This is a genomic window from Zestomonas carbonaria (assembly GCF_904061905.1).
Lineage (GTDB): Bacteria > Pseudomonadota > Gammaproteobacteria > Pseudomonadales > Pseudomonadaceae > Aquipseudomonas > Aquipseudomonas carbonaria.
Map to the genome: position 1 here is coordinate 12,985 of NZ_CAJFCI010000012.1, position 26,656 is coordinate 39,640.

The window sequence follows — 26,656 nt, forward strand, 5'->3', positions numbered from 1 at the left end:
TCCTCGACCCATCCTACGAACTGCGCGCCCCGCTCCGGAGGGAGAGGGGACTGGTCTGCGTTGCGTTAACGCACGAGGAGGAACCCGGCGCCGAACGACCAGGCAGCGAGCTCCCCTCTCCCATTCATGGGAGAGGGGCCGGGGGAGAGGGCGGGATGTCGGGCAACACGTCCCTTCAACCATCCCCCCGCGCCGGCAGCAGATTCAGAACGCCTCGGGTATTGGCCTTCACATCTTCCTCGCTGTAGTGCTGCGGCAGGTACTGGCCACGGATATAGGCTTCCGCCTGGTCGGCATAGTGCGTATCGAACGGCACGCCGCTCTGGCCGAGCGGGTTGATGCCCAGGCTGTGCTCGGGGGTGGCGAGGTCGATCAGGCGGCGGGTCGAGGGGCCGTGGACCACCAGCCAGGGCGACGGGCCGACGCGGTGCGACAGGTTGTTGGGAATCTCGTGGCCACCCGGCGCGGCGAACGGCCCCACGTTGAACAGCCGGTCCAGCGGCTTCTGCTGGCCAAGCGAGTGGCCGTGGGTGAGGGTGTGCACGCTGCCCCAGGTCCACTTCGCCGGGTCGTTGCCCAGGCTGCCGCGCAGATGGGCCAGCGAGTCCTGCCAGGCCTTCTTCACCGTGTCGGCGCGGCTTTCCCGGGCCGGCGTGTTGCGGTCGTCCCACCAGGGCGAGCTGGGCTCCATGGCCAGGCGCGGCAGGGCGGCGTCGATGGCGCGGGTGCCGAGCAGGTTGTCGAAGAAGGCATCGCCCAGGTCGTCGCGCATCGCCGCATCGGCCAACTGATAAGTCAACTGGTTGAACAGCGTGGCGCTGACCGAATCCACGGTGTGCTGCCCATCCCACGCCAGCAACCGGTCGAGCAGCGCGCGTTCGTCATCGTCGGCCACGGCGGCGCGCAGGTCCTCGACCAGTGGTTGCAGCAGGCGCTTCGGATAGTCGGTGCCGTTCTCCAGTTGCAGCGCCTGGCTGTTTTGCAGGTCCCACTTCACGCCAGGCTGCGACAGCAGGTCGTTGAGGCGCTGGCCACGGTCCGGCAGGTTGTAGTAGCCGGGGATCGCCGTGCCGGTCGGCGACAGCGGCTGGTAGTTGGCCGAGACGATGAAGCCGCGTTCCGGGTTTTCCTCGTGCGGGTTGGCGCTGAACGGCAGGAAGCCTGGCTTGTCCGCCTCGCCGGCGGCGCCGTCGAGGATCAGGCTCGGGTTCACCCCGGCCGGGCGCCGAGGCAGCTTGGCCGATGCCCACCAGGCGATGTCGCCGGCGGCGTTGCCCCAGATCACGTTGAGCCCCGGCGAATGGATCTTCGAGGCGGCGCTGCGGGCCTTGTCCAGGGTGTCGGCGCGGTTGAGCTGGTAGAAGGCGTCGAGGATCGGGTTCTCGGTCTCCAGGAAGGCCCACCACATGGCGATCGGCGTCTTGCCGGCGGAGTTGCCGAGGGCGTCGTTGATGATCGGCCCGTGGGGCGAGCGGCGCAGGGTCAGCTTGACCGGTTCGCCATCCTTGACCCGGATCGTCTCCTCGCGGCTTTCCAGGTTCACCCAATCGCCCTGGTACCAGACCTGCCCGGGGTTGTCCGGGTTGACCTTCTCGGCGATCAGGTCGAGGTCGTCGTTCTGGAACATGGTCAGGCTCCAGGCGAACTGCCGGTTGTGGCCGAGCGAGGCGTAGGGGGTGAGCGCCTGGTGATGGCCGTACAGTTCGAAGCCGGGCGCGCTGAGATGCGCCTCGTACCACACCGCCGGCGCGGCGTAGCGGATGTGCGGGTCGCCGGCCAGCAGCGGCTTGCCGCTCCTGGTGTGGCTGCCGGCGACGACCCAGGCGTTGCTGCCCTCGAACTGCGGCAGGCCGGCCTTGTCCAGGGCCTGGTGGCTGAGCTGGGCGAGGGCGCCGAGGTCCTGCCAGTCGCCGGCCGCCAGCGCCGGGGTGTCGGATGGGGTGCGGATCACGCCGTCGGGGTGCCAGCCGAGGTCGAAGACCTTCAGGTAGTCGTCGCCGAGCTGGTCGCGGATATAGGTCAGCACCGGCTCGGTGCGCAGCGCGGCGGCGAAGCTATAGGCCATGTAGCCGGTCACGCTGATGGTGTCTTCGAGGGTGAACGGGCGTTTCTCGATGCCCAGCAGGTCGAACTCCAGCGGCGCCGGGCGGCTGTCCTGGTACTGGTTGATGCCGTCCAGGTAGGCGAGCATCGCCCGCATCGCCGGGCTGTCGCGGTCGAGGGTCGCCGCGTAGCGGTCGGCGTGCTCGCGGAGGCCCAGGGTGCGGAACAGCCGGTCGGTGTCGACCAGCCTGGCGCCGAGCACCTCGGCCAGTTCGCCGCGCGCCAGGCGGCGCAGCATTTCCATCTGGAACAGGCGGTCCTGGGCGTGCACGAAGCCCAGCGCACGGTACATGTCGGCCTCGCTCTGCGCCTGGATATGCGGCACGCCGCGTTCGTCGTAGCGCACGCTGACCGGCGCCTGCAGGTGGGCGAGGGCCAGTTCCCCGTCACGCAGCGGCCGCTTGTCGTGGATATACCAGGTGGCGCCGGCGGCAACCGCCGCGACGGTGACGGCGAGGGCAGTCAAGGTACGTTTCATGGACGAACAGCTCCTTGTGGGTTCTTGTAGTGAACCGGATTCTGCGCAGCCGCCACGCGCGAGGCATTGACTGGATGCATCAGGGCTGCAAGTCTTCGGTCAATTTTCCGGAGCCGCCATGCACGAAGCCATCGACCAGCCGCTGACCCACTCGGCTACCCTGCGTCGTCTGCTCTACGAGGCGCTGGTCGAGCTGCGCCTCGATCCCACCGATATCTACCGGCGCATCTACCAGCACCGCCGGCTGGCCATCGCGCCGATCGACGAGCGCCTGGAGCACGACAACGCGCCGCTGTTCTGGCAGGCGCTGCCGGAGATCACCGGCGACGCCGACATCGGCCTGCATCTCGGCGAGGTGATGAAGCCGCGCCTGCTCGACGTGGTCGGCTACCTGCTGCTGGCCAGCAGCGACCTGCGCCAGGCGCTGGAGAGCCTGGTGCGCTTCCAGCACATCCTGTCCGGTGGTTCGGTCGCCCAGTTGCGGGTCGAGGGCGACGAGGCACGACTGGTGATCGACCTCAACTACCAGGGGTTCCCCTCGCTGCGCCATCAGATGGAGTGCGTGGCGCTGCTGCTGATCAAGCTGCTGGCCTTCATCACCGACGGGGAGTTCCGCCTGGGCGGCCTGCACTTCCGCCATGCCCAGCCGCGCCGGGTGGCCGAGCACCGCCGGCTGTTCGGCCTGCTACCCGCGTTCGGCCAGGCCCACGATGCCCTGCTGTTTCCCGCCGCGCTGCTGCAGCGGCCGTCGCGCACCGCCAATCCGGGCCTGCATGCCCTGCTCAGCGAACACGCCCAGCGCCAGCTCGATGGATTGCTGGAGAACCAGTTGCTCAATCGCCTGCGCTACCTGCTCGGCGTGCGCCTGGCCGGCGGCGACTGCTCGCTGGCCGCCTGCGCGAGCGAACTGGGCATGTCGATGGCCGGCCTGCAGCGTGCCCTGGCCGCCCAGGGCAGCAGCCTGCGCCAGGTGCGCGAGGGCGTGCGCCAGGGCCGCGCGCAGGAGCTGCTGCACGGCGGCGCGTCGATCCGCGAGGTGGCGCGGGCCTGCGGGTTTGCCGAGCTGTCGCCGTTCTACCGGGCGTTCCGCCGCTGGTACGGCGAGACGCCGGAGCAGTACCGGCTGCGGGTGGGCAGGGCGAGGGGCTAGTTGCCCGGCGTCGACCAGTCGCAGAAACAGCCGCTCGCCAGGGTGTTGGCGGCGTTGACCGCGCGGCCCTCGGCCAGCGCCTCGAGGACCGGCTCGATGAAGCTGTTCGCCGAATTGCACACGGCGCCTTCGCTGTAGGGGCCGAAGTAGGCCAGCCGGCCCTGGGCGTCCCAGATGCCGACCGCCGGGCTGGCCGGCAACTGGTCGGCGCCGGGCAGGTCGTCCAGCGGTTGCAGCGCATCCAGGGTGGCCGGCAGCTTGCCGTGGCTGCCTGGCTTCTGCACGGCGTAGAAGACCACGCCCTGCGGCACGAAGCGTTCGAGCAGTTCGCCGAGGTGCTGCTGGTTGCCGACGTTGCAGGGGCAGGCCGGGTCCCAGAAATGCACCAGGCGGATCGGCCCCGGCCCGGCCAGTTCGTCCGGCAGCCGCAAGCGGTCGCCGCTGAACAGCGTGGCCGAGCTGTCGAACGGGCGCAGGTAGCGGCCCTCGTACCACCAGAAGGCGGCGAGCAGGGCGGCCAGCCAGGCCAGGGCGAACAGGCCGGTGAGGAGGGTCTTGCGACGGGACGGGGACATGGCTGATCGGTCGAATGCGGGGCGCATAGCTTGCCATGCCGTGCCGCGGAGCTGAATATCGGCAGCCGGCCAATGGCCGGTGTGCCGACAATCGATGGAAGGTCCCATGCCCGAGCGTTTCCCGCCCGAACTGCTGCGTCTCCACCTGCGCCCCCTGGCGGAGGCGGTGGCCGAGCCGCCCCAGGTGGCCGCCTACCGTGCCTTCTATGGCCTGGAGTTCCCCGGCGTGCACAGCCGCATGGGGCTGTTCCCGGCCGCCGGCTACCAGATCGTCGCCCAGGCCTGGTGGCCGTCCCAGCCGCGCGGCACGCTGCTGTTGCAGCACGGTTATTACGACCACGTCGGCCTCTATCGCCACCTGATCGGCTGGGCGCTGGAGCAGGGCTTCGCGGTGCTCGCCTGCGACCTGCCCGGCCACGGCCTGTCCAGCGGCGCGCGCGCCAGCATCGGCGACTTCGCCGAATACCAGCAGGTGCTCGACGGCTTGTTCGCCGAGGCCGCCGCGCTGGGGCTGCCGGAGCCCTGGCACCTGTGCGGGCAGAGCACCGGCGGGGCGATCCTCATCGACTACCTGCTGCACGGCATGGTTCGCGAGGAGGTGGCCGAGACGATACTGCTGGCGCCGCTGGTGCGCCCGCGCGCCTGGGGCTGGTCGAAGCTCAGCTACCGGCTGCTGCAACCCTTCGTCAACAGCATCCCAAGGCGCTTCAGTGCCAACTCCAACGATCCGGCGTTCCTCGACTTCGTGCAGCGCGATCCGCTGCAACCGCTGATCCTGCCCACCGACTGGGTCGGCGCCCTGGCCCGCTGGGTGCCGCACATCGAAGCGGCGCCGGGCAACCCACGGCGGCCGCTGATCGTCCAGGGCGAGGCGGACATGACGGTGGACTGGCGACACAACCTGGAAGTGCTCGGCGACAAGTTCGCCACGCCCGACCTGCTGCTGCTGCCCGAAGCGCGCCACCATCTGGTCAATGAAAGCGAGGAGCTGCGCCGGCGTTACCTCGACTTCCTGCGCGAGCGTCTGGGGTGAGGGTGGTTTCTGGTTCCCCGCGTTCGCGGGGATGACGGGTAGGGTGCGCCGCGCGCACCGATAGGGTGACAACCCCGGCGTTCCCGGTGCGGCGCAAGCCTGTTTCCCGGTAAACGGTGCGCGCGGCGTACCCTACAAGAGCCTTAGATGCTCGGTGTCGCCGGGGCCAGCTCCTCGCCGCTCTGGCCCACCGCCAGTCCGGCGCGCACGGCGTTCAGCGCGGCCTGGTAATAGGCCTTGCCGGCGGCGGATTCGGCGAAGGTGGCGAACTCTTCTAGCTCGGGATCGGACAGGTCGCGATAGACGTACAGCAGGGTGTTGTCGATATCGTCGCCGATCTGGTCGATCAGCCGCTGGCGCTGGCTGTTCAGCATGCCCTGTGCCTGTCCGCCGTTGAGCAGGCCGGGGATCATCTGGCTGAGGCTGTCGGCGGCCACGCCGGCCAGCGCCAGGCTGACCTCGGCGCCGGCTTCCTTGGCCGGCAGCGCCTGGGCCAGGTGGCGGATCAGCAGGCGGCGGGTGGCCTCGGCCTCGACGCGCGGCAGGCCGTTGGCGTTCTTCAGCAGCTCTTCCCGGCTGGTGGCCTTGACCTCGGCGGCGACGATCTTGCGCCCCAGCGGTGACTGGAAGAACTGCAGGGCCGGCTTCGGGTCGGCGAGCTGCTGGCGCAGCGCGGCCTGGGCGCGCTGGTCCATGGCCTGCGGGGCGAAGCGCCGGTTGCTGTTGTCCACCAGCGCCTGGTAGACCGCCGGCGGCAGGGTGCTGCGGTAACGCTGCTGGGCCGCCTCCAGGGCGGCGCTGAAATGCACGCGCTGGTCGGGCCAGCCGGCGGCCTGGTAGAGCTGGGAATGGTCGTCGGCCATGCTGGGCAAGCTCAGCAGCAGCAACACACAAGCGAAAAGGGCGCGCATAAGGACTCCTGTCGGGCAGGCGGCTATTCTTGCGACGGCGTGACGGCTTGTCGAGGTGCGCGCAGGGCGCTGGTAGAATCGGCGCCATGTCCGCAATCCCCCATCATCCGCTGTTTTCCCGCATCGTCGACGACCTCGCCAGCCGTGGCTGGTCGCGGCAGCGTATCTTTCTGCCAGATGATCTGACCCTCGAACTGGCCAATGAGTGCCATGAACGCGCGAATCGGGGCGCACTGACGCCCGCCGCCATCGGTCGCGGCGCCGGCCAGCAGGTGCGCGAAGGCGTGCGCGGCGACCGCATCCAGTGGCTGGAGGCTGGCCAGTCGGCCGCCTGCGATCGCTACCTGGAGCTGATGGATGGCCTGCGCCAGGCGTTGAACCAGGGGCTGTACCTGGGCCTGGCGGATTTCGAGAGCCATTTCGCCTGCTACCCGCCCGGCGCCTTCTACCAGCGCCACCTGGACCGCTTCCGCGACGACGACCGCCGCACGGTTTCCGCGCTGGTCTACCTCAACCGCGATTGGCTGCCCGAGCACGGCGGCGCGCTGCGCCTGTACCTGGACGAGGATGGCGTCGAACGCAGCGAGGACATCCTCCCGCTCGGCGGCAGCCTGGTGGTGTTCCTGTCCGGCGAGCTGCCCCACGAGGTGCTGCCGGCCAGCCGCGAGCGGTTGTCTTTGGCTGGGTGGTTTCGGCGGCGGGGTGGGTTGTAGCTATTGATTCGTTCGTTGGGGGCGGACCCGACCTCGGCACAAATCTACGGAAGCCCACCCGCACGGCTACCCACACAAATAGGTCCCGGTCCCCACCGCCACCAGGGTCCCGTCGTCGCTATGCAGCTCCATGCGCACCACCGCCACCTTGTTGCCGGCGCGCAGCGGTAGCGCGGTGGCGGTGAAGCGCTGGCCGCGTCCGGGGCGCAGGTAGTCGATGCGCAGGTCGATGGTGCCGAGCTTGGACAGCCGCGCCATGCGTTCGGGCGTCGGCAGGTGCTGGTGGTTGGCGAAGGCGCCGATCAGCGCCATGGCGCCGCCGCAGACGTCCAGCAGCGAAGAAATCACCCCGCCGTGCAGGATGCCGTGGACGAAGTTGCCGATCAGTTCGGGCTTCATCGGCAGGTGCATGACCACCTGCTCGTTGCTCAACTCGCCGATCTCGATCCCCAGCATCTGGTTGAACGGGATGCGCTGGAAGAACTGGGTGACGACCTGGCGCAGTTCATCGGTCAGTTCGAAGGTCGGGTTGGTCATGGAGGCGGCGCCGTTCGGAGGGAATGGCCCCTACGTTGCCGGAGCGGCGCCGCGTGTGCCAGGGGCGCGGCAAGAGTGCCGCGCGAACTGGCCGGATCGCGGGGTGACGATCCGTGCGTAGGGAACGCTGGATCAGGGGTTGCTGGTCAGCTCCAGCACCCGGTCGACCAGCTTGTTGATCCCGGAAGCGGCTTCGCTGATCGATTGCGCGAGCATATAGGCGGGGGTGCTCACCAGCTTGCGCTGGGCATCCTCGACCACGTCGCCGACCACGCATTCCTCGTGGCTGGCGCCCATCTTCTCCAGGGCGGCGGCGGTGTCGGCGTCGTTGCCGATGGTGCAGATCACCCCTTCGCCGAAGAAGCGCGCGGCCAGCGACGGCGCGATGCAGATCAGGCCGACCGGCTTGCCGGCGGCGGCGAAGGCCTTGCCGAGCGCCAGCACGTCCGGTTGCACGGTGCAGTCGGCGCCGTTGATGGCGAAGTCGGAGAGATTCTTCGCCGCGCCGAAGCCGCCGGGCACGATCAGTGCGTCGAAGTCCTCGACCCTGGCTTCGCGGATGTCCTTGACGTTGCCACGGGCGATGCGGGCGGACTCGACCAGGACGTTGCGGCTTTCCGGCATTTCTTCGCCGGTCAGGTGGTTGATCACATGAAGCTGGGCGACGTTCGGTGCGAAGCATTGCACCTGGGCGCCGCGCTGGTCGAGGCGCAGGAGGGTGATCACGCTTTCGTGGATTTCGGCGCCGTCGTAGACACCGCAGCCGGAGAGGATCACTGCGACTTTCTTGCTCATGGATTACTCCTGGTCATGGAATGGGCCGAACGGTAGCGCACGGGGCGCTGTGGGCCCGGCTCGTCGAAATGCTTGGGGCAGGGCGCTACTGCACCACCTGCGGCGCGTCGTGGTCAAGCGGGGCGCAGCCATGGCACTCGCCGGATGTCGCCAAATGCCACCCCGCCTGGCATGTACCGACCATGGAGCGAGGGGCGGGCGGGGCTAGAATCCCTGCCACAAGACCGGAACGGGATCCGGCCGGCGGACGGTGACGAGCCATGAATTACATCCTCTATGCGGTGCCTTTCTTCTTCCTGCTGATCGGCCTCGAGCTGCTCGCCGACCGCTGGCGCGGCATGCGCAGCTATCGCCTGGCCGATGCCATCAACAGCCTCAGCGCCGGCGTGCTGTCGACCACCAGCGGGCTGCTGACCAAGGTGGTCGGCTTGCTGACCTACGGCTTCGCCTGGCAGCACTGGGGGCTGTTCGAACTGTCGGTGGAAAATCCCTGGGTGTGGGTCTTCGCCTTCGTCTTCTACGACTTCTGCTACTACTGGAACCACCGCCTCGGCCACGAGCGCAACGTGCTGTGGGCGGCGCATTCGGTGCACCACCAGAGCGAGGACTACAACCTCAGCACCGCCCTGCGGCAGACCAGCACCGGTTTCATCTTCGGCTGGATCTTCTACCTGCCGATGGCGCTCGTCGGGGTGCCGCCGCTGGTGTTCCTCACCGTCGGCGCGCTCAACCTGCTCTACCAGTTCTGGGTGCACACCCGCCACGTGCCCAAGCTCGGCTGGTTCGAGTGGATCTTCATCACGCCGTCCAACCATCGCGTCCACCACGCCCAGAATCCCATCTATATGGATCGCAACTATGGCGGCGTGTTCATCGTCTGGGATCGCCTGTTCGGTACCTTCCAGGAGGAGCTGGACGAGGAGCCGGTGATATTCGGGGTGACCACGCCGCTGCGTAGCTGGAACCCGCTGTGGGCCAACCTGCAATTCTACGCGGCGCTGTGGCGCGACGCGGTGCGCGCCGAGTCCTGGTGGGACAAGCTGCGCATCTGGTTCATGCGCACCGGCTGGCGGCCGGCCGACGTGGCGGCGAAATACCCGCTGGCCAAGCCGGACCTGGCCAGCTTCGTCAAGTTCGACGTGCCGCTGGGGCGCCCGGCGCAGCTCTACGCCACCCTGCAATTCATCGCCTACGTGATCGGCGGTACCTGGCTGCTGGGTTGGGGCGAGGGCTGGGCGCTGGGCGGGCAACTGCTTGGCTGGAGCTGGATGGCCTTCGGGTTGTACGTGCTCGGCACCTGGCTGGAGAACCGGCCCTGGGCGCCGTGGCTGGAATGGGCCCGCCTGCTGGCGAACGTGCCGGCGTTGTGGCTGGCGCAGCGGATGGAGCTGCTGCCGGCGGGCACGGAGGCCTGGAGCCTGCTCGGGCTGTACAGCCTGCTCAGCGTGGTGGGGATCTACCTGCCGCGCCTGGGCAGCGCCAGGTTGGCGCCGAGGTAAGACCGGTAGGGTGGGCTTCAGCCCACCGTGCCAACGACGGATCAGTCGCGCGGGGTCTTCAGCCAGCGGCGCAGCCAGAGCAGGCCGCCGATGGCGAGCAGGCCGCCGAGCACCCACAGCTCGTACTTCTTGACGCTGCCGAGGATGCCTTCCAGCACCGTGCCGAAGTGGTAGGCGGCGAGGCCCAGGGCCAGCGCCCAGACGATCGCGCCGATGCCGTTGAGGATCAGGTAGCGCAGCGGCGGATAGCCGGACAGGCCGATCGCCACCGGCATCACCGTGCGCAGGCCGTAGACGAAGCGGAAGATCAGCACCCACAGGTCGGGATGCCGGCGCACGTGCTTCAGTGCGCGGTCGCCCAGCGCCTGCCAGCGCGGCCTGCGGGCAAGGATCTGGCGTCCCTTGTGGCGACCCATGTAGTACCAGAGCTGGTCGCCGGCGTAGCTGCCGAAGAACGCGGTGGCCACCACCATGTTGATGTCCATGTAGCCGCGGAACGCGAGGAAGCCGGCAAGCACCAGGATGGTCTCGCCTTCGAAGAAAGTGCCGAGAAACAGGGCGAAATAGCCGAAATCCTGCAGGAATTCTTGGAGCATCGTCGGTAACAGGCCAAAAAATGAACGCGCAGCCTAACCTGCGACGGGGGTCTCGGCAAAGCGCGGAAGTGTGTCAGGTGGCCATCGCAACGGCTGCCGGGCCGGCTGGCGGGGCCATCCAGGGCGGATCGCTGCGGCCTCCGGTCGCACTAGCGCCCTTGCTTTCATACTTTGGTCATAATGGCCGCCTATAACTGTCACACTCGCCCGCCCGTGCGGGCTCTGGAGTCTGCCGTGAGTTTCACCCCCGCCAACCGCCTGTTCCCCGCCACCCGCCTGCGCCGCAACCGTCGCGATGACTTCTCCCGCCGCCTGGTGCGCGAGAACGTCCTGACCGTCGACGACCTGATCCTGCCGGTGTTCGTGCTCGACGGCGAGAACCGCCGCGAAGCCGTGCCGTCGATGCCGGGCGTCGAGCGGCTGTCCATCGACCTGCTGCTCGAGGCCGCCGAGCGCTGGGTGGAGCTGGGCATTCCGGCGCTGGCGCTGTTCCCGGTGACCCCGCTGGAGAAGAAATCCCTGGACGGCGCCGAGGCCTGGAACCCGGACGGCATCGCCCAGCGCGCGATCCGTGCCCTGCGTGAGCGCTTCCCGGAGCTCGGCATCATCGGCGACATCGCCCTCGACCCCTTCACCACCCACGGCCAGGACGGCATCCTCGACGAGCACGGCTACGTGCAGAACGACATCACCGTCGATGCCCTGGTCAAGCAGGCGTTGTCCCACGCCGAGGCCGGCGCCCAGGTGGTGGCACCGTCGGACATGATGGACGGGCGCATCCAGGCGATCCGCGAGGCGCTGGAACTGGCCGACCACAACAACGTGCGCATCATGGCCTACTCGGCCAAGTACGCCAGCGCCTACTACGGGCCGTTCCGCGACGCGGTGGGCTCCGCCGCCAACCTCGGCAAGGGCAACAAGGCCAGCTACCAGATGGACCCGGCCAACAGCGACGAAGCCCTCCACGAAGTGGCCACCGACCTGGCCGAAGGCGCCGACATGGTGATGGTCAAGCCGGGCATGCCCTACCTGGACATCGTCCACCGGGTGAAAGATGAATTCCGCGTGCCGACCTTTGTCTACCAGGTCAGCGGCGAGTACGCCATGCACATGGCGGCGATCCAGAACGGCTGGCTGTCCGAGGCGGTGATCCTCGAATCGCTGACCGCCTTCAAACGCGCCGGCGCCGATGGCATCCTTACCTATTTCGCCGCACGCGCGGCAGAACTGTTACAACAGGGGCGCTAGGCCGCCCCCGGAAGGACTCAATGAATACCGCAGGACTCACCGATAGCGAATTGCTCGAGGCCGAACCGCTGGACCAGACCCTGGTGAAAGCGCCGGCTCCCGAAGAGGCCGAACCCGTCGTGGAGGAGGCCCCGCCGGCCGACAGCCCGCAACCGGAGCCGGCTGCCGCGCCACTGGTGATTCCCAGCCTGGACGACAGCAGCCTGTACATCCATCGCGAGCTGTCGCAACTGAAGTTCAACATCCGCGTGCTGGAACAGGCGCTGGACGAGTCCTATCCGCTGCTCGAACGCCTGAAGTTCCTGCTGATCTTCTCCAGCAACCTCGACGAGTTCTTCGAGATCCGCGTCGCCGGGCTGAAGAAGCAGATCACCTACGCCCGCGAACAGGCCGGCGCCGACGGCCTGCAACCGCACCAGGCGCTGGCGCGGATCAGCGAGCTGGTGCACGAGCAGGTGGCGCGCCAGTACGCGATCCTCAACGACGTGCTGTTCCCCGAGCTGGCCAAGCACCAGATCAACTTCATCCGTCGCCGCTACTGGACGACCAAGTTGAAGACCTGGGTGCGCCGCTACTTCCGCGACGAGATCGCACCGATCATCACGCCGATCGGCCTCGACCCGACGCACCCGTTCCCGCTGCTGGTCAACAAGAGCCTCAACTTCATCGTCGAGCTGGAGGGCGTGGACGCCTTCGGCCGCGACTCCGGCCTGGCGATCATCCCGGCGCCGCGCCTGCTGCCGCGGATCATCCGGGTGCCGGAAGAGATCAGCGGTCCCGGCGACAACTACGTGTTCCTCTCCTCGATGATCCACGCCCATGCCGACGACCTGTTCCCCGGCATGAAGGTCAAGGGCTGCTACCAGTTCCGCCTGACCCGCAACGCCGACCTGTCGGTGGACACCGAGGACGTCGAGGACCTGGCCCGCGCCCTGCGCGGCGAGCTGTTCTCGCGCCGCTACGGCGACGCGGTGCGCCTGGAAGTGGTCGATACCTGCCCGGCGCACCTCACCGACTACCTGCTCAAGCAGTTCAACCTCGGCGAAAGCGAGCTGTACACCGTCAACGGCCCGGTCAACCTGACCCGCCTGTTCAGCATCACCGGCCTCGACAGCCACCCGGAACTGCAGCACAAGCCGTTCACCCCGGCGATTCCCAAGCTGCTGCAGAACGCAGAGAACATCTTCAACGTGATCGGCAAGCAGGACGTGCTGCTGTTGCACCCGTTCGAATCGTTCACCCCGGTGGTCGACCTGCTGCGCCAGGCCGCCAAGGACCCCAACGTCCTGGCGATCAAGCAGACCCTGTACCGCGCCGGGGCCAACTCGGAGATCGTCGACGCGCTGGTCGACGCGGCCCGTAACGGCAAGGAGGTCACCGCGGTGATCGAGTTGCGCGCGCGTTTCGACGAGGAATCCAACCTGCAACTGGCCAGTCGCCTGCAGGCCGCCGGCGCGGTGGTGATCTACGGCGTGGTCGGCTTCAAGACCCACGCCAAGATGATCCTCGTCCTGCGCCGCGAGAACGGCGAGCTGCGCCGCTACGCGCACCTCGGCACCGGCAACTACCACGCCGGCAACGCCCGCCTGTACACCGACTACAGCCTGCTGACCGCCGACGCCGCGCTCGGCGAGGACGTCTCCAAGCTGTTCAGCCAGTTGATCGGCATGGGCAAGACCCTGCGCATGAAGAAGCTGCTGCACGCGCCCTTCACCCTCAAGAAGGGCCTGCTCGACATGATCGCCCGCGAGACCCAGTTCGCCAGCGAAGGCAAGCCGGCGCACATCATGGCCAAGTTCAACTCGCTGACCGATCCGAAGATCATCCGCGCGCTGTACAAGGCCAGCCAGGCCGGCGTGAAGATCGATCTGGTGGTGCGCGGCATGTGCTGCCTGCGCCCGGGCGTGCCGGGGGTGTCGCACAACATCCAGGTGCGTTCGATCATCGGCCGCTTCCTCGAGCACACGCGCATCTACTACTTCCACAACGGTGGCGACGAGCAGCTCTACCTGTCCAGCGCCGACTGGATGGAGCGCAACCTCGACAAGCGCGTCGAGACCTGCTTCCCGGTGGAAGGGCGCAAGCTGATCATGCGGGTGAAGAAGGAGCTCGAGGCCTACCTCAGCGACAATACCCAGAGCTGGCAACTGCAACCGGACGGCCGCTACATGCGTAACAGCCCGACCGGCAACCAGAACCCGCGCAGTGCCCAGCAGATGTTGTTCGACAAGCTGGCCGCGCCGGTGATCACCGTTCGCTGACGTTTCCCGTCAGGGCCGGATCAGGGGCAGGCGGCCTGGTTTTCCTCAGGCCGCGTCGCGCGGCAGCAGCAACCCCAGCGGCAAGCACACGCGGGCCTCCAGGCCGCCGCCGGAGCGGTTGCGCAGTTCGACGCTGCCGCCGTGCTGGGCGGCGATGCGCTTGACGATCGCCAGGCCGAGGCCGGTGCCGCGTCCGCCGCGGGCGCGGTCGCCACGGATGAAGGGGTTGAAGATGTCCTCCAGCTCGGCCGGGTCGAGGCCGATGCCACGGTCCAGCACGCTGAGCACCACGTAGGGCGCGCTGCTGTCGCCGGACACGTAGGCGGCCACTTCCACCACGCCGCCGCCATGGTGCAGGGCGTTCTCGATCAGGTTGTTGAGCAGGCGCTTGATCGACAGGCGGCGCAGCGGGAAGCACGGTACCGGCTCCAGGCACAGGCGCACGCGTTCTTCCGGATGGTTGAACGGCGCTACCGCCTCGCGCACCAGTTCGCCCAGGTCGGCCTCTTCCAGGCGTTCGTCGCGGCCGTCGCGGATGAAGGCGAGGAACTGGTCGAGGATGGCGTCCATGTCCTCGATGTCGCGGATCATGTCCTCGGTCAGCTCGGTATCGCTGTTGAGCAGTTCCAGCGACAGGCGCAGGCGGGTCAGCGGCGTGCGCAGGTCGTGGGACACCCCGGCGAGCATCAGTTCGCGCTCGCGGGCGGCCTGCTCGACGTCCTCGGCCATCTGGTTGAAGGCGCGGTACACCTCGGTCATCTCGCTCGGCGTGTCGCTGACCGGCAGGCGCACGCTGCGCCCCTGGCCGAGCTGGCGGGCGGCGAAGACCAGGCGCTTGAGCGGCGCGTTGAGCTGGCCGACGAAGATCCAGGCGGCGGCGGTGGACAGCAGGCCGATGGCCAGGAACCAGCCGAGCACGTTCCAGATCTTCTGGCCGCGCAGCGGGTGCGGATACAGCGGCACCTCGACCCAGCCCTCGCCGAGGCTCGGCGCGCGCACCCAGAGCGACGACGGCTGGTGCACGCGCAGGCGGGTCTCGGTTTCCGGACCCAGCTCCATGCGCATCTGCCGCTGGAACACCTCGGTGTACGGCCAGTGGTATTCGCCGGCCGGCGCCGCGCCCTCGGGCCGCCAGCGCAGGCCGGCGGCCTTGGCCACCTCGTCGCGGTACTCCGGGCGGGTCGCCCAGTAGGCGCGCAGGGTCAGCGCCGCGCCGTGGCTGTACTGGCGGTCGACCAGCACGTCCTCGTTCATCAGCAGGTAGACCAGGGTCAGCGCCTTGGAGAACAGCACGGCGATGAACACCAGCAGCAGGGTGCGGGCGAAGAAGCTTTGCGGGAACCAGACGGGGGTTTTCATAGGAAAGGCAGCTTCAAGCTGCAAGCCTCAAGCTACAAGCCGGAGCAGTCTGTAGGGTGGATGACGCTCTTTTCATCCACCACCACTCCGCCCGGTGGATCGATAAGGCGCGATCCACCCTACGGGCTACAAGCCGGAGCAGGTGGCCGCGCCAGGTCTCTTGCGGCTTGAAGCTTGCCGCTTGCGACTTCACTTGTTGCCATCGGGCACGAACACGTAGCCGACGCCCCAGACCGTCTGGATATAGCGTGGCTTCGACGGGTCCGGCTCGATCAGTCGGCGCAGGCGGGAAATCTGCACGTCGATGGAGCGTTCCAGGGCGTCCCACTCGCGGCCGCGCGCCAGGTTCATCAGCTTGTCGCGGGTCAGCGGTTCGCGGGCGTGCTGGACCAGGGCCTTGAGAACGGCGAATTCGCCGGTGGTGAGCATGTGTATCTCGCCGCCCTTCTTCAGCTCGCGGGTGGCCAGCGACAGTTGGTAGTCGCCGAAACCGACCACCTCGTCCTCGCTGGCCGGCGCACCGGGCACCACTGGCGCCTGGCGGCGCAGCACGGCCTTGATGCGCGCCAGCAGTTCGCGGGGGTTGAACGGCTTGCCGAGGTAGTCGTCGGCGCCCAGCTCCAGGCCCTGGATGCGGCTCGTCTCGTCGCCCTTGGCGGTGAGCATGATGATCGGCATCTGGTTGCCGGCTTCGCGCAGGCGGCGGCAGGCGGACAGGCCGTCCTCGCCCGGCAGCATCAGGTCGAGCACCAGCAACTGGAACAGCTCGCGGGCCAGCAGGCGGTCCATCTGTTCGACGTTCTCCACCGAGCGTACCCGGTAGCCCTGCTCGCTGAGGAAGCGTTCGAGCAGGCGGCGCAGGCCGGGGTCGTCGTCCACGATCAGGATCTTCTCGCCTTCGGGGGCGGTAGTGCTGCTCATAGGGGCTCCTTTCAAAACGTCGGCCATTATGGCGCAGGGCCCGCGTGACGCGGGATGGCATTCGTTAGCAGATTTTTCCCTCGCGCCGGTGGTCTTAGCGCCGAGCGCGAGCGGATGGGCTGGTTATAATGCCGGCCTTTTGCGGCAAGCGTGGCTTGTCTTTCCCTTGGTCAATGTTCGGATAGTTCTATGTCATCGCATGTTATGGACAGCATCAACCAACGTATCGCCGAAGAGCTTTCCGCCCTGCCTTCCGGGCGCGTGCTGCCGCAGCAGGTCGCCGCGGCCGTGGCGTTGCTCGACGAGGGGTCGACCGTACCCTTTATCGCCCGTTACCGCAAAGAGGTCACCGGCAGCCTGGACGATACCCAGTTGCGCATGCTGGAAGAGCGCCTGCGCTACCTGCGCGAGCTGGAGGAGCGCCGCACGGCGATCCTCGCCAGCATCGAGGAGCAGGGCAAGCTGACCCCGGAACTGGCCCGCGATATCCGCCTGGCGGACACCAAGACCCGCCTCGAGGACCTTTACCTGCCCTACAAGCAGAAGCGCCGCACCAAGGGCCAGATCGCCCTGGAAGCCGGCCTCGGCGAGCTGGCCGACGCACTGTTCGACGATCCCGCCCTGGTGCCGGAGAGCGAGGCCGAGCGCTTCGTCGATGCCGAGAAGGGCTTCGCCGACGTGAAAGCCGTGCTGGAAGGCGCCAAGTACATCCTCATGGAACGCTTCGCCGAAGATGCCAGCCTGCTCGACAAGCTGCGCTCCTTCCTCAAGGACAACGCCACCCTGAGCGCCCGCCTGGTGCCCGGCAAGGAGGGCGAGGGCGCCAAGTTCAGCGACTACTTCGAACATGACGAGACGCTCAAGGGCGTGCCTTCGCACCGCGCCCTGGCGATCTTCCGCGGCCGCAACGAGGGCGTGCTGAGCGTCGCCCTGAAGGTCGGCGAGGAATTGCCGGGCAGCCTGCACCCGTGCGAGCTGATGATCGCCGAGCGCTTCGGCATCCGGAACCAGGACCGGGCCGCCGACAAGTGGCTGGCCGAGGTGGTGCGCTGGACCTGGAAGGTCAAGCTGTACAGCCACCTGGAAACCGACCTGCTCGGCGAACTGCGCGAGCAGGCCGAGGACGAGGCGATCAGCGTGTTCGCCCGCAACCTGCACGACCTGCTGCTCGCCGCGCCGGCCGGCCCGCGCGCCACCCTCGGCCTCGACCCGGGCCTGCGCACCGGGGTCAAGGTCGCCGTGGTCGACGCCACCGGCAAGCTGCTCGACACCGCCACCGTCTACCCGCACGCGCCGCGCAACGACTGGGACGGCACCCTGATGACCCTGGCCAAGCTGTGCGCCAGGCACCAGGTCGAGCTGATCGCCATCGGCAACGGCACCGCCAGCCGCGAGACCGACAAGCTGGCCGGCGAGCTGATCAAGAAATACCCGGGCCTGGGCATGACCAAGATCATGGTCAGCGAGGCCGGCGCCTCGGTGTACTCGGCCTCCGAACTGGCGGCCAAGGAATTCCCCGAGCTGGACGTCTCGCTGCGTGGCGCGGTGTCCATCGCCCGCCGCCTGCAGGACCCGCTGGCCGAGCTGGTGAAGATCGAGCCCAAGGCCATCGGCGTCGGCCAGTACCAGCACGACGTGTCCCAGCTCAAGCTGGCGCGCTCGCTGGACGCGGTGGTCGAGGACTGCGTGAACGCCGTCGGCGTGGACGTGAACACCGCGTCCGCCGCCCTGCTGGCGCGCATCTCCGGCCTCAACGGCACCCTGGCGCAGAACATCGTGCAGTTCCGCGACGCCAACGGCGCGTTCAAGAGCCGCGACGCGCTGAAGAAGGTGCCGCGCCTGGGCGACAAGACCTTCGAGCTGGCCGCCGGCTTCCTCCGCGTGATGAACGGCGACAACCCGCTGGACGCCTCCGCCGTGCACCCGGAGACCTACCCGCTGGTGCAGCGCATCGCCGCCGACACCGGCCGCGACATCCGCTCGCTGATCGGCGATTCGGGCTTCCTCAAGCGCCTCGATCCCAAGTCGTTCACCGACGAGACCTTCGGCCTGCCGACCGTCACCGACATCCTCAAGGAACTCGACAAGCCCGGCCGCGACCCGCGCCCGGAGTTCAAGACCGCAGCCTTCCAGGACGGCGTCGAAACCCTCGCCGACCTCAAGCCGGGGATGATCCTCGAAGGTGTGGTGACCAACGTCACCAACTTCGGCGCCTTCGTCGACATCGGCGTGCACCAGGATGGCCTGGTGCACATCTCCGCGCTGTCCGAGAAGTTCGTCAAGGACCCGCGCGAGGCGGTCAAGGCCGGTGACGTGGTCAAGGTCAAGGTCATGGAGGTGGACATCCCGCGCCAACGCATCGGCCTGTCCATGCGCATGGGCGACACCCCCGGCGCCAAGGTCGATGGCCCGCGCGGCGGCAATCGCGGCAACGCGCCGCGCAGCGAGCGCCACTCGCGGCAGGACAAGCCGGCGCCGGCCAATGCCGGCATGGCCGCGCTGTTCGCCAACGCCAAGCAGTTGAGGAAGAACTGATGGCCGGCGCGGGCGGTCTTGCCGGCAGCGCCTTCAGCCGCCTGCTCGGCCTGGAGACCATCCAGGCCGGGGACGGCCGCGCGGAAGTGCGCATGACCATGCACGACGGCCTGCGCAACGTGCACGGCAAGCTGCATGGCGGCGCGCTGTTCTCGCTGATCGACACCGCCATGGGCCAGGCTTGCCACAGCCTGACCGACGGCGTGCCGGTCAGCGTGACCCTGGAGAGCAAGATCAACTACATCCGCCCGGTCAGCGACGGCGAGCTGCTGTGCCGCGCCTGGGTGCTGCACGCCGGTAAGCGCACCCTGGTGGTCGAGGCGGAAACCCTGCAGGGCGACAAGCTGGTGGCCAAGGCGCAGGCCACCTTCGCGAGGATCTGACGGCCGTCCGCGCCTGGAGCCTGTCATCGATTTTGTCTCCGTCGCTCAAGGGGGTAATCCGTGCGAACCATCGGTCTCAGTATTCTCCCGCCGCGCCGTTCCGCCCCCTCTCCCGCCGGGAGAGGGCTGGGGTGAGGGGCTGAAGCGTCGCTGCAAGACATGGCCTGCTAGCCCGCGGCGGGCTCCTTCCAGTTGCAAGAGCGGTTGCGGCCGGCGTGCTTGGCCTGGTAGAGCGCCTGGTCGCTGCGTTCGACCAGGACTTGCGGATCCTGGTCGTGGCTCGGGTCGGCGGTGGCCAGGCCGATGCTGATGCTCAGCCGGCCCAGCGGACTGCCCGGATGGGACAGGTTCAGCTCGGCGATCAACTGATGGACGCGCTCCGCGACGTGTTCGGCGCCGTCCTGGTCGGTGTCGGTGAGGATCAGCGCGAACTCTTCGCCGCCGTAGCGGCAGGCCGCGTCGCCCTCGCGCTGCATGCACTGTTGCAGCACGTCGCCGACCCGGCGCAGCGCGTCGTCGCCGGCCAGGTGGCCGAGGGCGTCGTTGTAGGCCTTGAAGTGGTCGATATCCAGCATCAATAGCGCCAGCGGCTTGCCGAGCCGGCTCAGGCGCCGCCATTCGCTGTGCAACTGGCGGTCGAAGTAGCGCCGGTTGTACAGCCCGGTCAGGCCGTCCTGCTGCGACAGCCGCTGCAACTGCGCCTCCAGTTGCAGGCGCTCGCTGTTGTCGCGGGAGATGCCGATCAGGTACTCGTGGCCGTTCACCTCGACCAGTTGCGCGTTGATCTCCGCCGCCTGCCGGCTGCCGTCGTTGCGGCGCATTTCGCGCTGGATCAACGTGCCGGGGTCTTCGTCGCGCTGCGCCTCGCGCAGTTGCCGCAGCCAGCCGTCGAAGCCGGGCAGCAGGCTTTCCGGGTCTTCCTTGAGCAGCCGGCCGAACTCTTCCGCGCTGTAGCCGAGGCTGGCGTAGGTGGCGCGGTTCATGTGCAGGATGTCGCGGCTCTGCGGGTCGATGATGAACAGCCCGTCCGGGCTGGTGTCGGTCAGGTCGACCACCAGTTGCAGGCGTTCGCGGCTGTCGCGCAGCACCTGCTCGACCACCTGGCGGCGATCGATCTCCTGGTTCAGGCGCCGGTTGCCGGCCTGCAGGGCGGCGGCGCGGCGGGTGTTCTCCAGTGCCAGGGCGAGGGCCGCCACCAGCAGCAGGCTGATCGCCAGGCCGCCGCCGAGCACCAGCCGGGGCAGCGGCGAGTCGAGCCGTTCGAGCAGGGACGCGGTGGGGCTGAGTTGCAGGGTGAAGTGCGGGTTGTCGAGCAGGCGCAGCGGCACCTCCTGTTGCAGACGGGGGCGCCATTCGTCGATCTCGTGGCGGTAGATCGGCTCGCCCCGTTCCACCAGGCGCACGTTGAAGCTGCGGCTGCCGAGGCGCCCGAGCAGTTCGTCCATCAACCGCTCGACGCGGAAGACGCCTTGCAGGAAGCCGTCGAAGACCCGCTCGCCCTGCGGGTTGCGGATGTACAGCGGGGTGTAGAGGATCACCCCGCGCCCGCCCTGGAGCAGCGCGAAGCTGCCGGAGAAACGCGGCTGGCCGCTGCCCTTGACCTCCATCGCCATGGCGTAGTTGGGGTGTTCGGGCTGGAGCTGGAAGTTTCGGGCGGCTTCGTTGCCCTGCACCGGCAGCAGCCAGCGCATGCGCAGGTCGCTGTCCAGCCACTGGATCGACTGGTAGCCGGAGAAGCCTTCCAGGCAGAAACGCACGTAGAGGTCCCATTCGTCGCGCGGCAGCCGGCCACGATGGTTCCACAGCGCGCCGAGGATGCGCAGGTCCTGCAACTGCTCGTCGAGCCGGCTTTCCAGTTGCTGGGCCAGCGCGCGAGCCTGGGCGTCGACCCGTTCCTGGAGGCGCTGCGTCTGGTGCTGTTCCAGTTGCCACCAGATCGCCACGGTGGTGCCGCACAACAGCGCGAGCAGCAGCACGAGGGCGATACGGGCCAGCCAGGCGGGACGAGCGGACTGCATGAGAAATGGCCCTGGCGAGTGCGTCGGGTGATGGCGCGGTGCCATGAAGTCTAGCGCAGACTCAGTATCGCGGCCCATTGCGCCGGTTCGACCGGCATCACCGACAACCGGCTGCCACGCTGCACCAGCGCCAGTTCGGCCAGCGCGGGCTCGGCTCGCAGCCGGGGCAGGGCGATCAGCGTCGGGAAGGCTTCGGCGAACTCGACGTCCAGCGCGCTCCAGGGGTTCTTGTCGCTGCTGGCCTTGGCGTCGAAGTAGGGGCTTTCGGGGTCCAGCGCGGTGGGATCGGGGTAGACGGCCGAGGCGATCCGGCCGATCCCGGCGATGCCCGGTTGCGGGCAACTGGAGTGATAGAAGAAGAACAGGTCACCGACCTGCATGCTGCGCAGGAAGTTGCGCGCCTGGTAGTTGCGCACCCCGTCCCAGCGCGCCCGGCCGAGCCGTTTCAGGTCGAGGATGGAGAGTTCGTCGGGTTCGGACTTCATCAGCCAATAAGGCATGAACTTTGCCTCCTATTGCCAGTCGTAGCGTCTGGGCAAGTTTGCGACAGCCGGTTGGCGTCAGAAATTGCGGGAAGTTTCACCTTGCTGGAGAATGCCGCCGGTTAAGCTCCGCGCTGCTTCAGGTCCAATCACAAGAGACGCGGTCAGCGCATGTATGTTGCCTTGAAGGGGGAGGCAATGAATGAAACGTAAACCAGATATGTTGTGGGTTTTGGTAATTGTTTTCGGCCTGGGTGTGGTCACCACGGGTTACACCCAGAGCCTGTGGGAGCGTCAGAGCGATCGACCGGCGGCGAGCCTGTCGCAGCAGCAGCCCTGAGCGTCCCATCCGTAGTCGCGTGCGCCGCAGGGATCGCGGTGCCGGCTCAAAGCCCACCGTACCACCCCCTGTCCGTCACCGTTGCCCGAAGGGGCACGTCCCAACTGGCCAGCGCCAGCCGATCGACCTTCTGGCATTCGTGCGCCAGGCCCAATAACGTCGGTTTGTGACCATTCTTGCGCCGCGCCCGGTAGGCCAGGCTGCGGTCGTAGAAGCCCCCGCCCATGCCCAGGCGCCCGCCATGCTCGTCGAAGCCCACCAGCGGCATCAGCACCAGGTCCAACGTCCAGACCTTGCGCTGCCGGCCTGGGGCCGGTCGCGGCTCGAGGATGCGGAAGCGATTGCGCACCAGCGATTCTCCCGGCCGCACGCGCTGGAACACCATCCGGGTACGCGGCCAGGGGTTGAGCACCGGCAGGTAGGTGCATTTGCCCCGGCGCTGTGCGGCGCGCAGCAGCGGGCGCGGGTCGATCTCGCCGTCGTTGGGCAGGTACAGGGCGATGTGCCGGGCGCGGCGGAACAGCGGATGCTGGGCCAACTGGCGGTACAGGGCGCGGGCGGCGAGATGCTGCTGGTGCGGGGGCAGGGCGCGCCGGGTCTGGCGTAGCAGGCGGCGCAGGGCTGCGCGGGAAAGGTCGTCGGCGATGATCATGGCGGGCATGATGGGGCGGCGCAACGAAAGACGCCAGCGTCGAGAAACGCTGGCGCCCGGAACAAGACCCCCCGACGTGCCGCTGTCGGTTCTGCCCTTGAACCCGAAAGTTCAAGGTGGAGGTTGCAGGAGGCATTAAGGCTTTCCGTCAGGCGGACATGCACACCTGCCCCAACTGGCAACCCCCGTGGTTGTGCGTATCGGCTCAGGGACGTTCCCGACTGGCGCACACTCCAGGGAGCGGCGGCCAGTATACCCCAATCCAGCATTCTTCAATCAGCTCTGTGGGGCATCCTGATCGGTGGCGAGGGCCTGGTCGACGCGATCGAGCAGGTCGCGCACCTGCTCGCGGGTGGAGCTGGCCTGCTGGTCGAGGTTCTGCTGCTTGTGCAGCAGGTCGTGGGTGATGTTCAGCGCGGCCATTACCGCTACGCGGTCGGCGCCGATCACTTTGCCGCTCATGCGGATCTCGCGCATCTTGCCGTCCAGGTAGCGGGCGGCGCTCTCCAGGTTGGCGCGCTCCTCCGGGGGACAGGCGATGCAATAGTCTTTGTCGAGAATGTGGACGGTTACGGTGTTCGACTGGGTCATGAGTCCTGCTCCAGGGCTTTCAGGCGCGAAATCATGGATTCGACCTTGTGCCGGGCGATTTCGTTCTTTTCGATCAGATGAGCGCGCTCCTCGCGCCAGGCACGCTCGCCCGCCCGAAGTAGCTGGTTCTCGGCCTTGAGTTGTTCGATGCGGCGGATCAGCAGTTCCAGCTTGGCTGTCAGCGCTTGCAGATCGGCGTCTTCCATAAAGTCTCGCTAGGGGCGGCCAGGAGTCATCGCAACTATATAGGAGTGGTATGGCGAACGGGTAAACCATCGGCGGGCATCGGCCCCTGGCGCCGGGCCGGCGATTGGTCTTGGCGCACCCGCCGGTGCTAGGATACGAGGCCTTCATTCTAGTCATCGCGCCTTGCCGCGCCTAGTTGGCCACGCCCATGCAAAACTCCCCCTACAGCGCTTTCGCCGCCCTGCTCGCGAGCAGTGGCCAACCCGTTTCGCCCGCCGAACTGCACGGCCTGTTGCTCGGCCGTAGCTGCGCCGGCGCCGGCTTCGACGCCGAGCCCTGGCTCGCCGATGCCAGCGAGCTGCTCGGCGGCGCGCCGCAGGACAACGTGCGCCAGGCGCTGATCGGCCTGCAGGAAATGGTCAAGGCCGAGCTGACCGGCGAGGACATGACGGTGGTCCTGCTGCTGCCCGCCGACGACGTGCCGCTGGCCGAGCGCGCCGCCGCCCTCGGCCAGTGGTGCCAGGGCTTCCTCGGGGGCTTCGGCCTGGTCGCAGGCGATGCCGCGCTGAGCAGCGAGGCCATGGAAGTGCTCCAGGACCTGGCTGCGATCGCCCAGGTGCAGAGCGCCCTGGACGAGTCCGAGGACGGCGAGAGCGACTACATGGAAGTCATGGAATACCTGCGCGTCGCGCCGCTGCTGCTGTACGCCGAGTGCGCCAGGCCGCAAGCCCCGGCGCCGAAACCTTCCCTGCACTGAGGCTGCCCAATGACCCGCATTCCCAAGTCGGAATACGCCCGTCGGCGCAAGGCGCTGATGGAGCAGATGGAACCCAACAGCATCGCCATCCTGCCGGCCGCGCCGGTGTACATCCGCAACCGCGACGTCGAGCACGTCTACCGCCAGGACAGCGACTTCCAGTACCTCAGCGGCTTCCCCGAGCCGGAGGCGGTGCTGGTGCTGGTCCCCGGCCGCGAGCACGGCGAGTACATCCTGTTCTGCCGCGAGCGCGACCCCGAGCGCGAGCTGTGGGACGGCCTGCGCGCCGGCCAGGAAGGCGCGATCCGCGACTACGGTGCCGACGACGCCTTCCCGATCGGCGACATCGACGACATCCTGCCGGGCCTGATCGAAGGTCGCGAGCGGGTCTACTACGCCATCGGCACCAACCAGGAATTCGACCAGCACCTGATGGAGTGGATCAACGTGATCCGCTCCAAGGCCCGCCAGGGCGCGCAGCCGCCCAACGAGTTCGTCGCCCTCGACCACCTGCTGCACGACATGCGCCTGTACAAGAGCGCGGCCGAGGTGAAGGTGATGCGCACGGCCGCGGAAATCTCCGCGCGCGCTCACGTCCGTGCCATGCAGGCCAGCCGCGCCGGGCTGTCCGAGTACCACCTGGAAGCCGAGCTGGACTACGAATTCCGCAGGGGCGGGGCGAAGATGCCGGCCTACGGCTCGATCGTCGCCGCTGGCCGCAACGCCTGCATCCTGCACTACCGCGAGAACGACGCGCCGCTCAAGGACGGCGACCTGGTGCTGATCGACGCCGGCTGCGAGATCGACTGCTACGCCAGCGACATCACCCGCACCTTCCCGGTCAACGGCAAGTTCTCGCCCGAGCAGAAGGCCATCTACGAACTGGTGCTGGCCGCCAACGAAGAGGCGTTCAAGTTCATCGCCCCGGGCCGGCACTGGAACGAAGCCCACGAAGCCACCGTGCGGGTGATCACCGCCGGGCTGATCGAACTGGGCCTGCTCAACGGCGAACTCGACGAACTGATCGCCAGCGAAGCCTACAAACCCTTCTACATGCACCGTGCCGGCCACTGGCTGGGCATGGACGTGCACGACGTCGGCGACTACAAGGTCGGCGGCGAGTGGCGGGTGCTCGAGCCGGGCATGTCGATGACCGTCGAGCCGGGCATCTACATCGCCCCGGACAACGACAAGGTGGCGAAGAAGTGGCGCGGCATCGGCGTGCGCATCGAGGATGACGTGGTGGTGACCCGGACCGGCTGCGAAATCCTCACCAATGGCGTGCCGAAGAGCGTCGCCGAGATCGAGGCGCTGATGGCTGCGGCACGGAGCCAGGCGGCCTGATGACTCGCTGCGACCTGGCGATCATCGGCGGCGGCCTGGTTGGCGCCAGCCTGGCGCTGGCCCTGCAGGGCGAGGCGCGGGCGCGCGGCTGGACGATCGCGCTGATCGAACCCTTCGTCCCCGGCGAGGGCTACCAGCCCAGCTACGACGCGCGCTCCACCGCGCTGTCCTACGGCAGCCGGCAGATCTACGAACGCCTCGGCGTGTGGGAGAAGATCGCCGAGCGCGCCGAGCCGATCCGGCAGATCCACGTCTCCGATCGCGGTCGTTTCGGCGCCACCCGCCTGCGCGCCGAGGACGAAGGCGTCCCGGCCCTCGGCTACGTGGCGGAGAACGCCTGGCTCGGCCACTGCCTGTGGCAGGCCATGGACCATCAGGTGATCCATTGGCGCTGTCCGGCGGAAGTGCAGGGCATGCAGGCGCTGGGCGACGGCTACCGGCTGCTGCTCAGCGACGAGGGCAGCCTCGACTGCAGCCTGGCGGTGCTCGCCGACGGCGGCCGCTCCGGGCTGCGCGAGCAACTGGGCATCCACGTGCACAACGTCGCCTACCGGCAGAGCGCGCTGATCGCCAACCTGACCCCCAGCGAACCGCACCGGGGGCAGGCCTTCGAACGCTTCACCCCCGATGGCCCGATGGCCTTGCTGCCGCTCGCCGACAACCGCTGCGCGCTGGTCTGGAGCCGTGCCAGCGCCGACGCCCAGCGCCTGGCCACCCTGGACGAAGGCGCCTTCCTCGCCGAGTTGCAGGAAACCTTCGGCTACCGGCTCGGCACCTTGCGCCAGGTCGGCGTGCGCCATCTCTACCCGCTGTCGCTCAGCGAGGCGCAGGAGCAGGTGCGCCCGCACCTGGTGCTGCTCGGCAACGCCGCGCACACCCTGCACCCGATCGCCGGACAGGGCTACAACCTGTCGCTGCGCGATACCTGGGCGCTGGCCGAGGCGCTGCTGGAAAGCGCCGCACCGCTCGGCGACTTCGCCACCCTGCAACGCTTCCAGCGCATGCAGACGCTCGACCAGCAGCTCACCGTGGGGTTCTCCGACCGCGTCACCCGGCTGTTCTCCAACGACACCACACTGCTTGCCGCCGGGCGCAACCTCGGCCTGCTCGGCCTCGATCTGCTGCCGCCGGCCAAGCGCTGGTTCGCCCGCCAGGCCATGGGCCTGGGCACTCGCCTTCACCGTTAGGA

General features: G+C 68.1%; 25 protein-coding genes and 1 other RNA gene. 12 read left to right on the forward strand and 14 right to left on the reverse strand.

Features of this window, described 5'->3' with window-relative positions:
• Positions 1-175 precede the first annotated feature (175 nt).
• Entirely contained in the window at positions 176-2,581 is a 2,406-nt protein-coding gene (locus PSEWESI4_RS00335) for a penicillin acylase family protein (protein WP_187669200.1), read from the reverse strand.
• A gap of 118 nt (positions 2,582-2,699) precedes the next feature.
• On the opposite strand from PSEWESI4_RS00335, the gene PSEWESI4_RS00340 reads away from it, so the two are divergent.
• Positions 2,700-3,731 carry an AraC family transcriptional regulator gene (locus PSEWESI4_RS00340; protein ID WP_187669201.1) on the forward strand — a complete coding sequence of 344 codons (1,032 nt, stop codon included), beginning with the start codon at positions 2,700-2,702 and terminating at the stop codon, positions 3,729-3,731.
• On the opposite strand, the gene PSEWESI4_RS00345 is transcribed toward PSEWESI4_RS00340, so the two are convergent.
• Complete coding sequence (locus PSEWESI4_RS00345) at positions 3,728-4,306, reverse strand: DUF6436 domain-containing protein (protein ID WP_235978852.1); 579 nt, start codon at positions 4,304-4,306, stop codon at positions 3,728-3,730. The two genes, PSEWESI4_RS00340 and PSEWESI4_RS00345, sit on opposite strands and share 4 nt — an antisense overlap.
• A 106-nt stretch (positions 4,307-4,412) precedes the next feature.
• Between PSEWESI4_RS00345 and PSEWESI4_RS00350 the strand changes: the two genes are divergently transcribed.
• The gene (locus PSEWESI4_RS00350; protein ID WP_187669203.1) at positions 4,413-5,339 is read left to right on the forward strand and encodes a phospholipase BipL; all 927 of its coding nucleotides are present in this window, start codon (positions 4,413-4,415) and stop codon (positions 5,337-5,339) included.
• A gap of 143 nt (positions 5,340-5,482) precedes the next feature.
• Here PSEWESI4_RS00350 and PSEWESI4_RS00355 read toward each other — a convergent pair whose 3' ends face one another.
• Complete coding sequence (locus PSEWESI4_RS00355; protein ID WP_187669204.1) at positions 5,483-6,250, reverse strand: DUF2059 domain-containing protein; 768 nt, start codon at positions 6,248-6,250, stop codon at positions 5,483-5,485.
• 86 nt (positions 6,251-6,336) lie between these two features.
• Here PSEWESI4_RS00355 and PSEWESI4_RS00360 point away from each other — a divergent pair, with 86 nt between their 5' ends.
• Positions 6,337-6,963 (forward strand): 2OG-Fe(II) oxygenase, encoded by a 627-nt coding sequence (locus PSEWESI4_RS00360; RefSeq protein ID WP_187669205.1) that lies wholly within the window; start codon positions 6,337-6,339, stop codon positions 6,961-6,963.
• A gap of 66 nt (positions 6,964-7,029) precedes the next feature.
• On the opposite strand, the gene PSEWESI4_RS00365 is transcribed toward PSEWESI4_RS00360, so the two are convergent.
• Together PSEWESI4_RS00365 and elbB are read right to left on the reverse strand one after the other, a co-directional pair.
• Positions 7,030-7,500, reverse strand: coding sequence for a thioesterase family protein (locus PSEWESI4_RS00365; RefSeq protein ID WP_187669206.1), 471 nt, complete (start codon positions 7,498-7,500; stop codon positions 7,030-7,032).
• Positions 7,501-7,632: 132 nt separating this feature from the next.
• Positions 7,633-8,295 (reverse strand): isoprenoid biosynthesis glyoxalase ElbB, encoded by a 663-nt coding sequence (gene elbB, locus PSEWESI4_RS00370; RefSeq protein ID WP_187669207.1) that lies wholly within the window; start codon positions 8,293-8,295, stop codon positions 7,633-7,635.
• A gap of 260 nt (positions 8,296-8,555) precedes the next feature.
• Between elbB and PSEWESI4_RS00375 the strand changes: the two genes are divergently transcribed.
• A complete protein-coding gene (locus tag PSEWESI4_RS00375) occupies positions 8,556-9,794 on the forward strand; it encodes a sterol desaturase family protein (RefSeq protein WP_187669208.1) in 1,239 nt (412 codons plus the stop codon).
• Positions 9,795-9,835: 41 nt separating this feature from the next.
• Here PSEWESI4_RS00375 and PSEWESI4_RS00380 read toward each other — a convergent pair whose 3' ends face one another.
• Positions 9,836-10,390, reverse strand: coding sequence for a DedA family protein (locus tag PSEWESI4_RS00380; RefSeq protein ID WP_187669209.1), 555 nt, complete (start codon positions 10,388-10,390; stop codon positions 9,836-9,838).
• A 234-nt stretch (positions 10,391-10,624) separates the two neighbouring features.
• On the opposite strand from PSEWESI4_RS00380, the gene hemB reads away from it, so the two are divergent.
• Both hemB and ppk1 read left to right on the forward strand, forming a co-directional pair.
• Positions 10,625-11,638: a porphobilinogen synthase gene (gene hemB, locus PSEWESI4_RS00385; RefSeq protein WP_187669210.1), complete on the forward strand. Its 1,014-nt coding sequence runs from the start codon at positions 10,625-10,627 to the stop codon at positions 11,636-11,638.
• Positions 11,639-11,658: 20 nt separating this feature from the next.
• The gene (ppk1, locus tag PSEWESI4_RS00390; protein ID WP_187669211.1) at positions 11,659-13,899 is read left to right on the forward strand and encodes a polyphosphate kinase 1; all 2,241 of its coding nucleotides are present in this window, start codon (positions 11,659-11,661) and stop codon (positions 13,897-13,899) included.
• 45 nt (positions 13,900-13,944) lie between these two features.
• Here the strand turns inward: ppk1 and PSEWESI4_RS00395 are convergent, their stop codons facing one another.
• Both PSEWESI4_RS00395 and ompR read right to left on the reverse strand, forming a co-directional pair.
• A complete protein-coding gene (locus tag PSEWESI4_RS00395; RefSeq protein ID WP_187669212.1) occupies positions 13,945-15,258 on the reverse strand; it encodes an ATP-binding protein in 1,314 nt (437 codons plus the stop codon).
• 189 nt (positions 15,259-15,447) lie between these two features.
• Complete coding sequence (gene ompR, locus PSEWESI4_RS00400; protein WP_187669213.1) at positions 15,448-16,179, reverse strand: osmolarity response regulator transcription factor OmpR; 732 nt, start codon at positions 16,177-16,179, stop codon at positions 15,448-15,450.
• A gap of 204 nt (positions 16,180-16,383) precedes the next feature.
• Between ompR and PSEWESI4_RS00405 the strand changes: the two genes are divergently transcribed.
• Together PSEWESI4_RS00405 and PSEWESI4_RS00410 are read left to right on the forward strand one after the other, a co-directional pair.
• Positions 16,384-18,714 (forward strand): Tex family protein, encoded by a 2,331-nt coding sequence (locus tag PSEWESI4_RS00405; RefSeq protein WP_187669323.1) that lies wholly within the window; start codon positions 16,384-16,386, stop codon positions 18,712-18,714.
• On the forward strand, positions 18,714-19,097 hold the full coding sequence (locus PSEWESI4_RS00410; protein ID WP_187669214.1) for a PaaI family thioesterase: 384 nt from the start codon (positions 18,714-18,716) through the stop codon (positions 19,095-19,097). Before PSEWESI4_RS00405 ends, PSEWESI4_RS00410 begins: the two co-directional genes overlap by 1 nt.
• Positions 19,098-19,264: 167 nt before the next feature.
• Here PSEWESI4_RS00410 and PSEWESI4_RS00415 read toward each other — a convergent pair whose 3' ends face one another.
• Together PSEWESI4_RS00415 and PSEWESI4_RS00420 are read right to left on the reverse strand one after the other, a co-directional pair.
• Positions 19,265-21,115, reverse strand: a complete 1,851-nt coding sequence (locus tag PSEWESI4_RS00415) for a sensor domain-containing diguanylate cyclase (protein WP_187669215.1) — start codon at positions 21,113-21,115, stop codon at positions 19,265-19,267.
• A 50-nt stretch (positions 21,116-21,165) separates the two neighbouring features.
• Positions 21,166-21,615, reverse strand: a complete 450-nt coding sequence (locus tag PSEWESI4_RS00420; RefSeq protein ID WP_187669216.1) for an EVE domain-containing protein — start codon at positions 21,613-21,615, stop codon at positions 21,166-21,168.
• A gap of 184 nt (positions 21,616-21,799) precedes the next feature.
• Between PSEWESI4_RS00420 and PSEWESI4_RS00425 the strand changes: the two genes are divergently transcribed.
• Positions 21,800-21,937, forward strand: coding sequence for a hypothetical protein (locus PSEWESI4_RS00425; RefSeq protein WP_187669217.1), 138 nt, complete (start codon positions 21,800-21,802; stop codon positions 21,935-21,937).
• Between the two features lie 46 nt (positions 21,938-21,983).
• On the opposite strand, the gene PSEWESI4_RS00430 is transcribed toward PSEWESI4_RS00425, so the two are convergent.
• The 4 genes from PSEWESI4_RS00430 to PSEWESI4_RS00445 all read right to left on the reverse strand — a co-directional run bounded on the left by PSEWESI4_RS00430 (position 21,984) and on the right by PSEWESI4_RS00445 (position 23,386).
• Positions 21,984-22,589, reverse strand: a complete 606-nt coding sequence (locus PSEWESI4_RS00430; RefSeq protein WP_187669324.1) for a 5-formyltetrahydrofolate cyclo-ligase — start codon at positions 22,587-22,589, stop codon at positions 21,984-21,986.
• Between the two features lie 64 nt (positions 22,590-22,653).
• Positions 22,654-22,832: non-coding RNA, 6S RNA (gene ssrS, locus PSEWESI4_RS00435), on the reverse strand.
• A gap of 33 nt (positions 22,833-22,865) precedes the next feature.
• Positions 22,866-23,180 (reverse strand): cell division protein ZapA, encoded by a 315-nt coding sequence (locus PSEWESI4_RS00440; protein ID WP_187669218.1) that lies wholly within the window; start codon positions 23,178-23,180, stop codon positions 22,866-22,868.
• Positions 23,177-23,386, reverse strand: coding sequence for a TIGR02449 family protein (locus PSEWESI4_RS00445; RefSeq protein WP_187669219.1), 210 nt, complete (start codon positions 23,384-23,386; stop codon positions 23,177-23,179). Before PSEWESI4_RS00445 ends, PSEWESI4_RS00440 begins: the two co-directional genes overlap by 4 nt.
• Before the next feature lie 188 nt (positions 23,387-23,574).
• On the opposite strand from PSEWESI4_RS00445, the gene PSEWESI4_RS00450 reads away from it, so the two are divergent.
• Genes PSEWESI4_RS00450 through ubiH form a run of 3 tightly spaced genes read left to right on the forward strand, consistent with a single transcriptional unit; the run spans position 23,575 to position 26,654 of the window.
• The gene (locus tag PSEWESI4_RS00450; protein WP_187669220.1) at positions 23,575-24,123 is read left to right on the forward strand and encodes a YecA/YgfB family protein; all 549 of its coding nucleotides are present in this window, start codon (positions 23,575-23,577) and stop codon (positions 24,121-24,123) included.
• A 9-nt stretch (positions 24,124-24,132) separates the two neighbouring features.
• Positions 24,133-25,467, forward strand: a complete 1,335-nt coding sequence (pepP, locus tag PSEWESI4_RS00455) for a Xaa-Pro aminopeptidase (protein ID WP_187669221.1) — start codon at positions 24,133-24,135, stop codon at positions 25,465-25,467.
• Entirely contained in the window at positions 25,467-26,654 is a 1,188-nt protein-coding gene (ubiH, locus tag PSEWESI4_RS00460; RefSeq protein ID WP_187669222.1) for a 2-octaprenyl-6-methoxyphenyl hydroxylase, read from the forward strand. Before pepP ends, ubiH begins: the two co-directional genes overlap by 1 nt.
• Positions 26,655-26,656: the final 2 nt, after the last annotated feature.

Excerpts from the sequence above, each read along its gene's own strand:
- PSEWESI4_RS00350 (WP_187669203.1), top strand. The coding sequence starts at position 4,413 with ATGCCCGAGCGTTTCCCGCCCGAACTGCTGCGTCTCCACCTGCGCCCC.
- PSEWESI4_RS00365 (WP_187669206.1), bottom strand. The coding sequence starts at position 7,500 with ATGACCAACCCGACCTTCGAACTGACCGATGAACTGCGCCAGGTCGTC.
- PSEWESI4_RS00425 (WP_187669217.1), top strand. The coding sequence starts at position 21,800 with ATGAAACGTAAACCAGATATGTTGTGGGTTTTGGTAATTGTTTTCGGC.
- PSEWESI4_RS00445 (WP_187669219.1), bottom strand. The coding sequence starts at position 23,386 with ATGGAAGACGCCGATCTGCAAGCGCTGACAGCCAAGCTGGAACTGCTG.
- PSEWESI4_RS00335 (WP_187669200.1), bottom strand. The coding sequence starts at position 2,581 with ATGAAACGTACCTTGACTGCCCTCGCCGTCACCGTCGCGGCGGTTGCC.
- elbB (WP_187669207.1), bottom strand. The coding sequence starts at position 8,295 with ATGAGCAAGAAAGTCGCAGTGATCCTCTCCGGCTGCGGTGTCTACGAC.
- PSEWESI4_RS00345 (WP_235978852.1), bottom strand. The coding sequence starts at position 4,306 with ATGTCCCCGTCCCGTCGCAAGACCCTCCTCACCGGCCTGTTCGCCCTG.
- PSEWESI4_RS00340 (WP_187669201.1), top strand. The coding sequence starts at position 2,700 with ATGCACGAAGCCATCGACCAGCCGCTGACCCACTCGGCTACCCTGCGT.
- ubiH (WP_187669222.1), top strand. The coding sequence starts at position 25,467 with ATGACTCGCTGCGACCTGGCGATCATCGGCGGCGGCCTGGTTGGCGCC.
- PSEWESI4_RS00360 (WP_187669205.1), top strand. The coding sequence starts at position 6,337 with ATGTCCGCAATCCCCCATCATCCGCTGTTTTCCCGCATCGTCGACGAC.
- PSEWESI4_RS00430 (WP_187669324.1), bottom strand. The coding sequence starts at position 22,589 with ATGATCATCGCCGACGACCTTTCCCGCGCAGCCCTGCGCCGCCTGCTA.
- PSEWESI4_RS00440 (WP_187669218.1), bottom strand. The coding sequence starts at position 23,180 with ATGACCCAGTCGAACACCGTAACCGTCCACATTCTCGACAAAGACTAT.
- PSEWESI4_RS00420 (WP_187669216.1), bottom strand. The coding sequence starts at position 21,615 with ATGCCTTATTGGCTGATGAAGTCCGAACCCGACGAACTCTCCATCCTC.
- PSEWESI4_RS00355 (WP_187669204.1), bottom strand. The coding sequence starts at position 6,250 with ATGCGCGCCCTTTTCGCTTGTGTGTTGCTGCTGCTGAGCTTGCCCAGC.
- PSEWESI4_RS00395 (WP_187669212.1), bottom strand. The coding sequence starts at position 15,258 with ATGAAAACCCCCGTCTGGTTCCCGCAAAGCTTCTTCGCCCGCACCCTG.
- PSEWESI4_RS00410 (WP_187669214.1), top strand. The coding sequence starts at position 18,714 with ATGGCCGGCGCGGGCGGTCTTGCCGGCAGCGCCTTCAGCCGCCTGCTC.
- ompR (WP_187669213.1), bottom strand. The coding sequence starts at position 16,179 with ATGAGCAGCACTACCGCCCCCGAAGGCGAGAAGATCCTGATCGTGGAC.
- ppk1 (WP_187669211.1), top strand. The coding sequence starts at position 11,659 with ATGAATACCGCAGGACTCACCGATAGCGAATTGCTCGAGGCCGAACCG.
- PSEWESI4_RS00450 (WP_187669220.1), top strand. The coding sequence starts at position 23,575 with ATGCAAAACTCCCCCTACAGCGCTTTCGCCGCCCTGCTCGCGAGCAGT.
- pepP (WP_187669221.1), top strand. The coding sequence starts at position 24,133 with ATGACCCGCATTCCCAAGTCGGAATACGCCCGTCGGCGCAAGGCGCTG.
- PSEWESI4_RS00405 (WP_187669323.1), top strand. The coding sequence starts at position 16,384 with ATGGACAGCATCAACCAACGTATCGCCGAAGAGCTTTCCGCCCTGCCT.
- PSEWESI4_RS00380 (WP_187669209.1), bottom strand. The coding sequence starts at position 10,390 with ATGCTCCAAGAATTCCTGCAGGATTTCGGCTATTTCGCCCTGTTTCTC.
- PSEWESI4_RS00415 (WP_187669215.1), bottom strand. The coding sequence starts at position 21,115 with ATGCAGTCCGCTCGTCCCGCCTGGCTGGCCCGTATCGCCCTCGTGCTG.
- PSEWESI4_RS00375 (WP_187669208.1), top strand. The coding sequence starts at position 8,556 with ATGAATTACATCCTCTATGCGGTGCCTTTCTTCTTCCTGCTGATCGGC.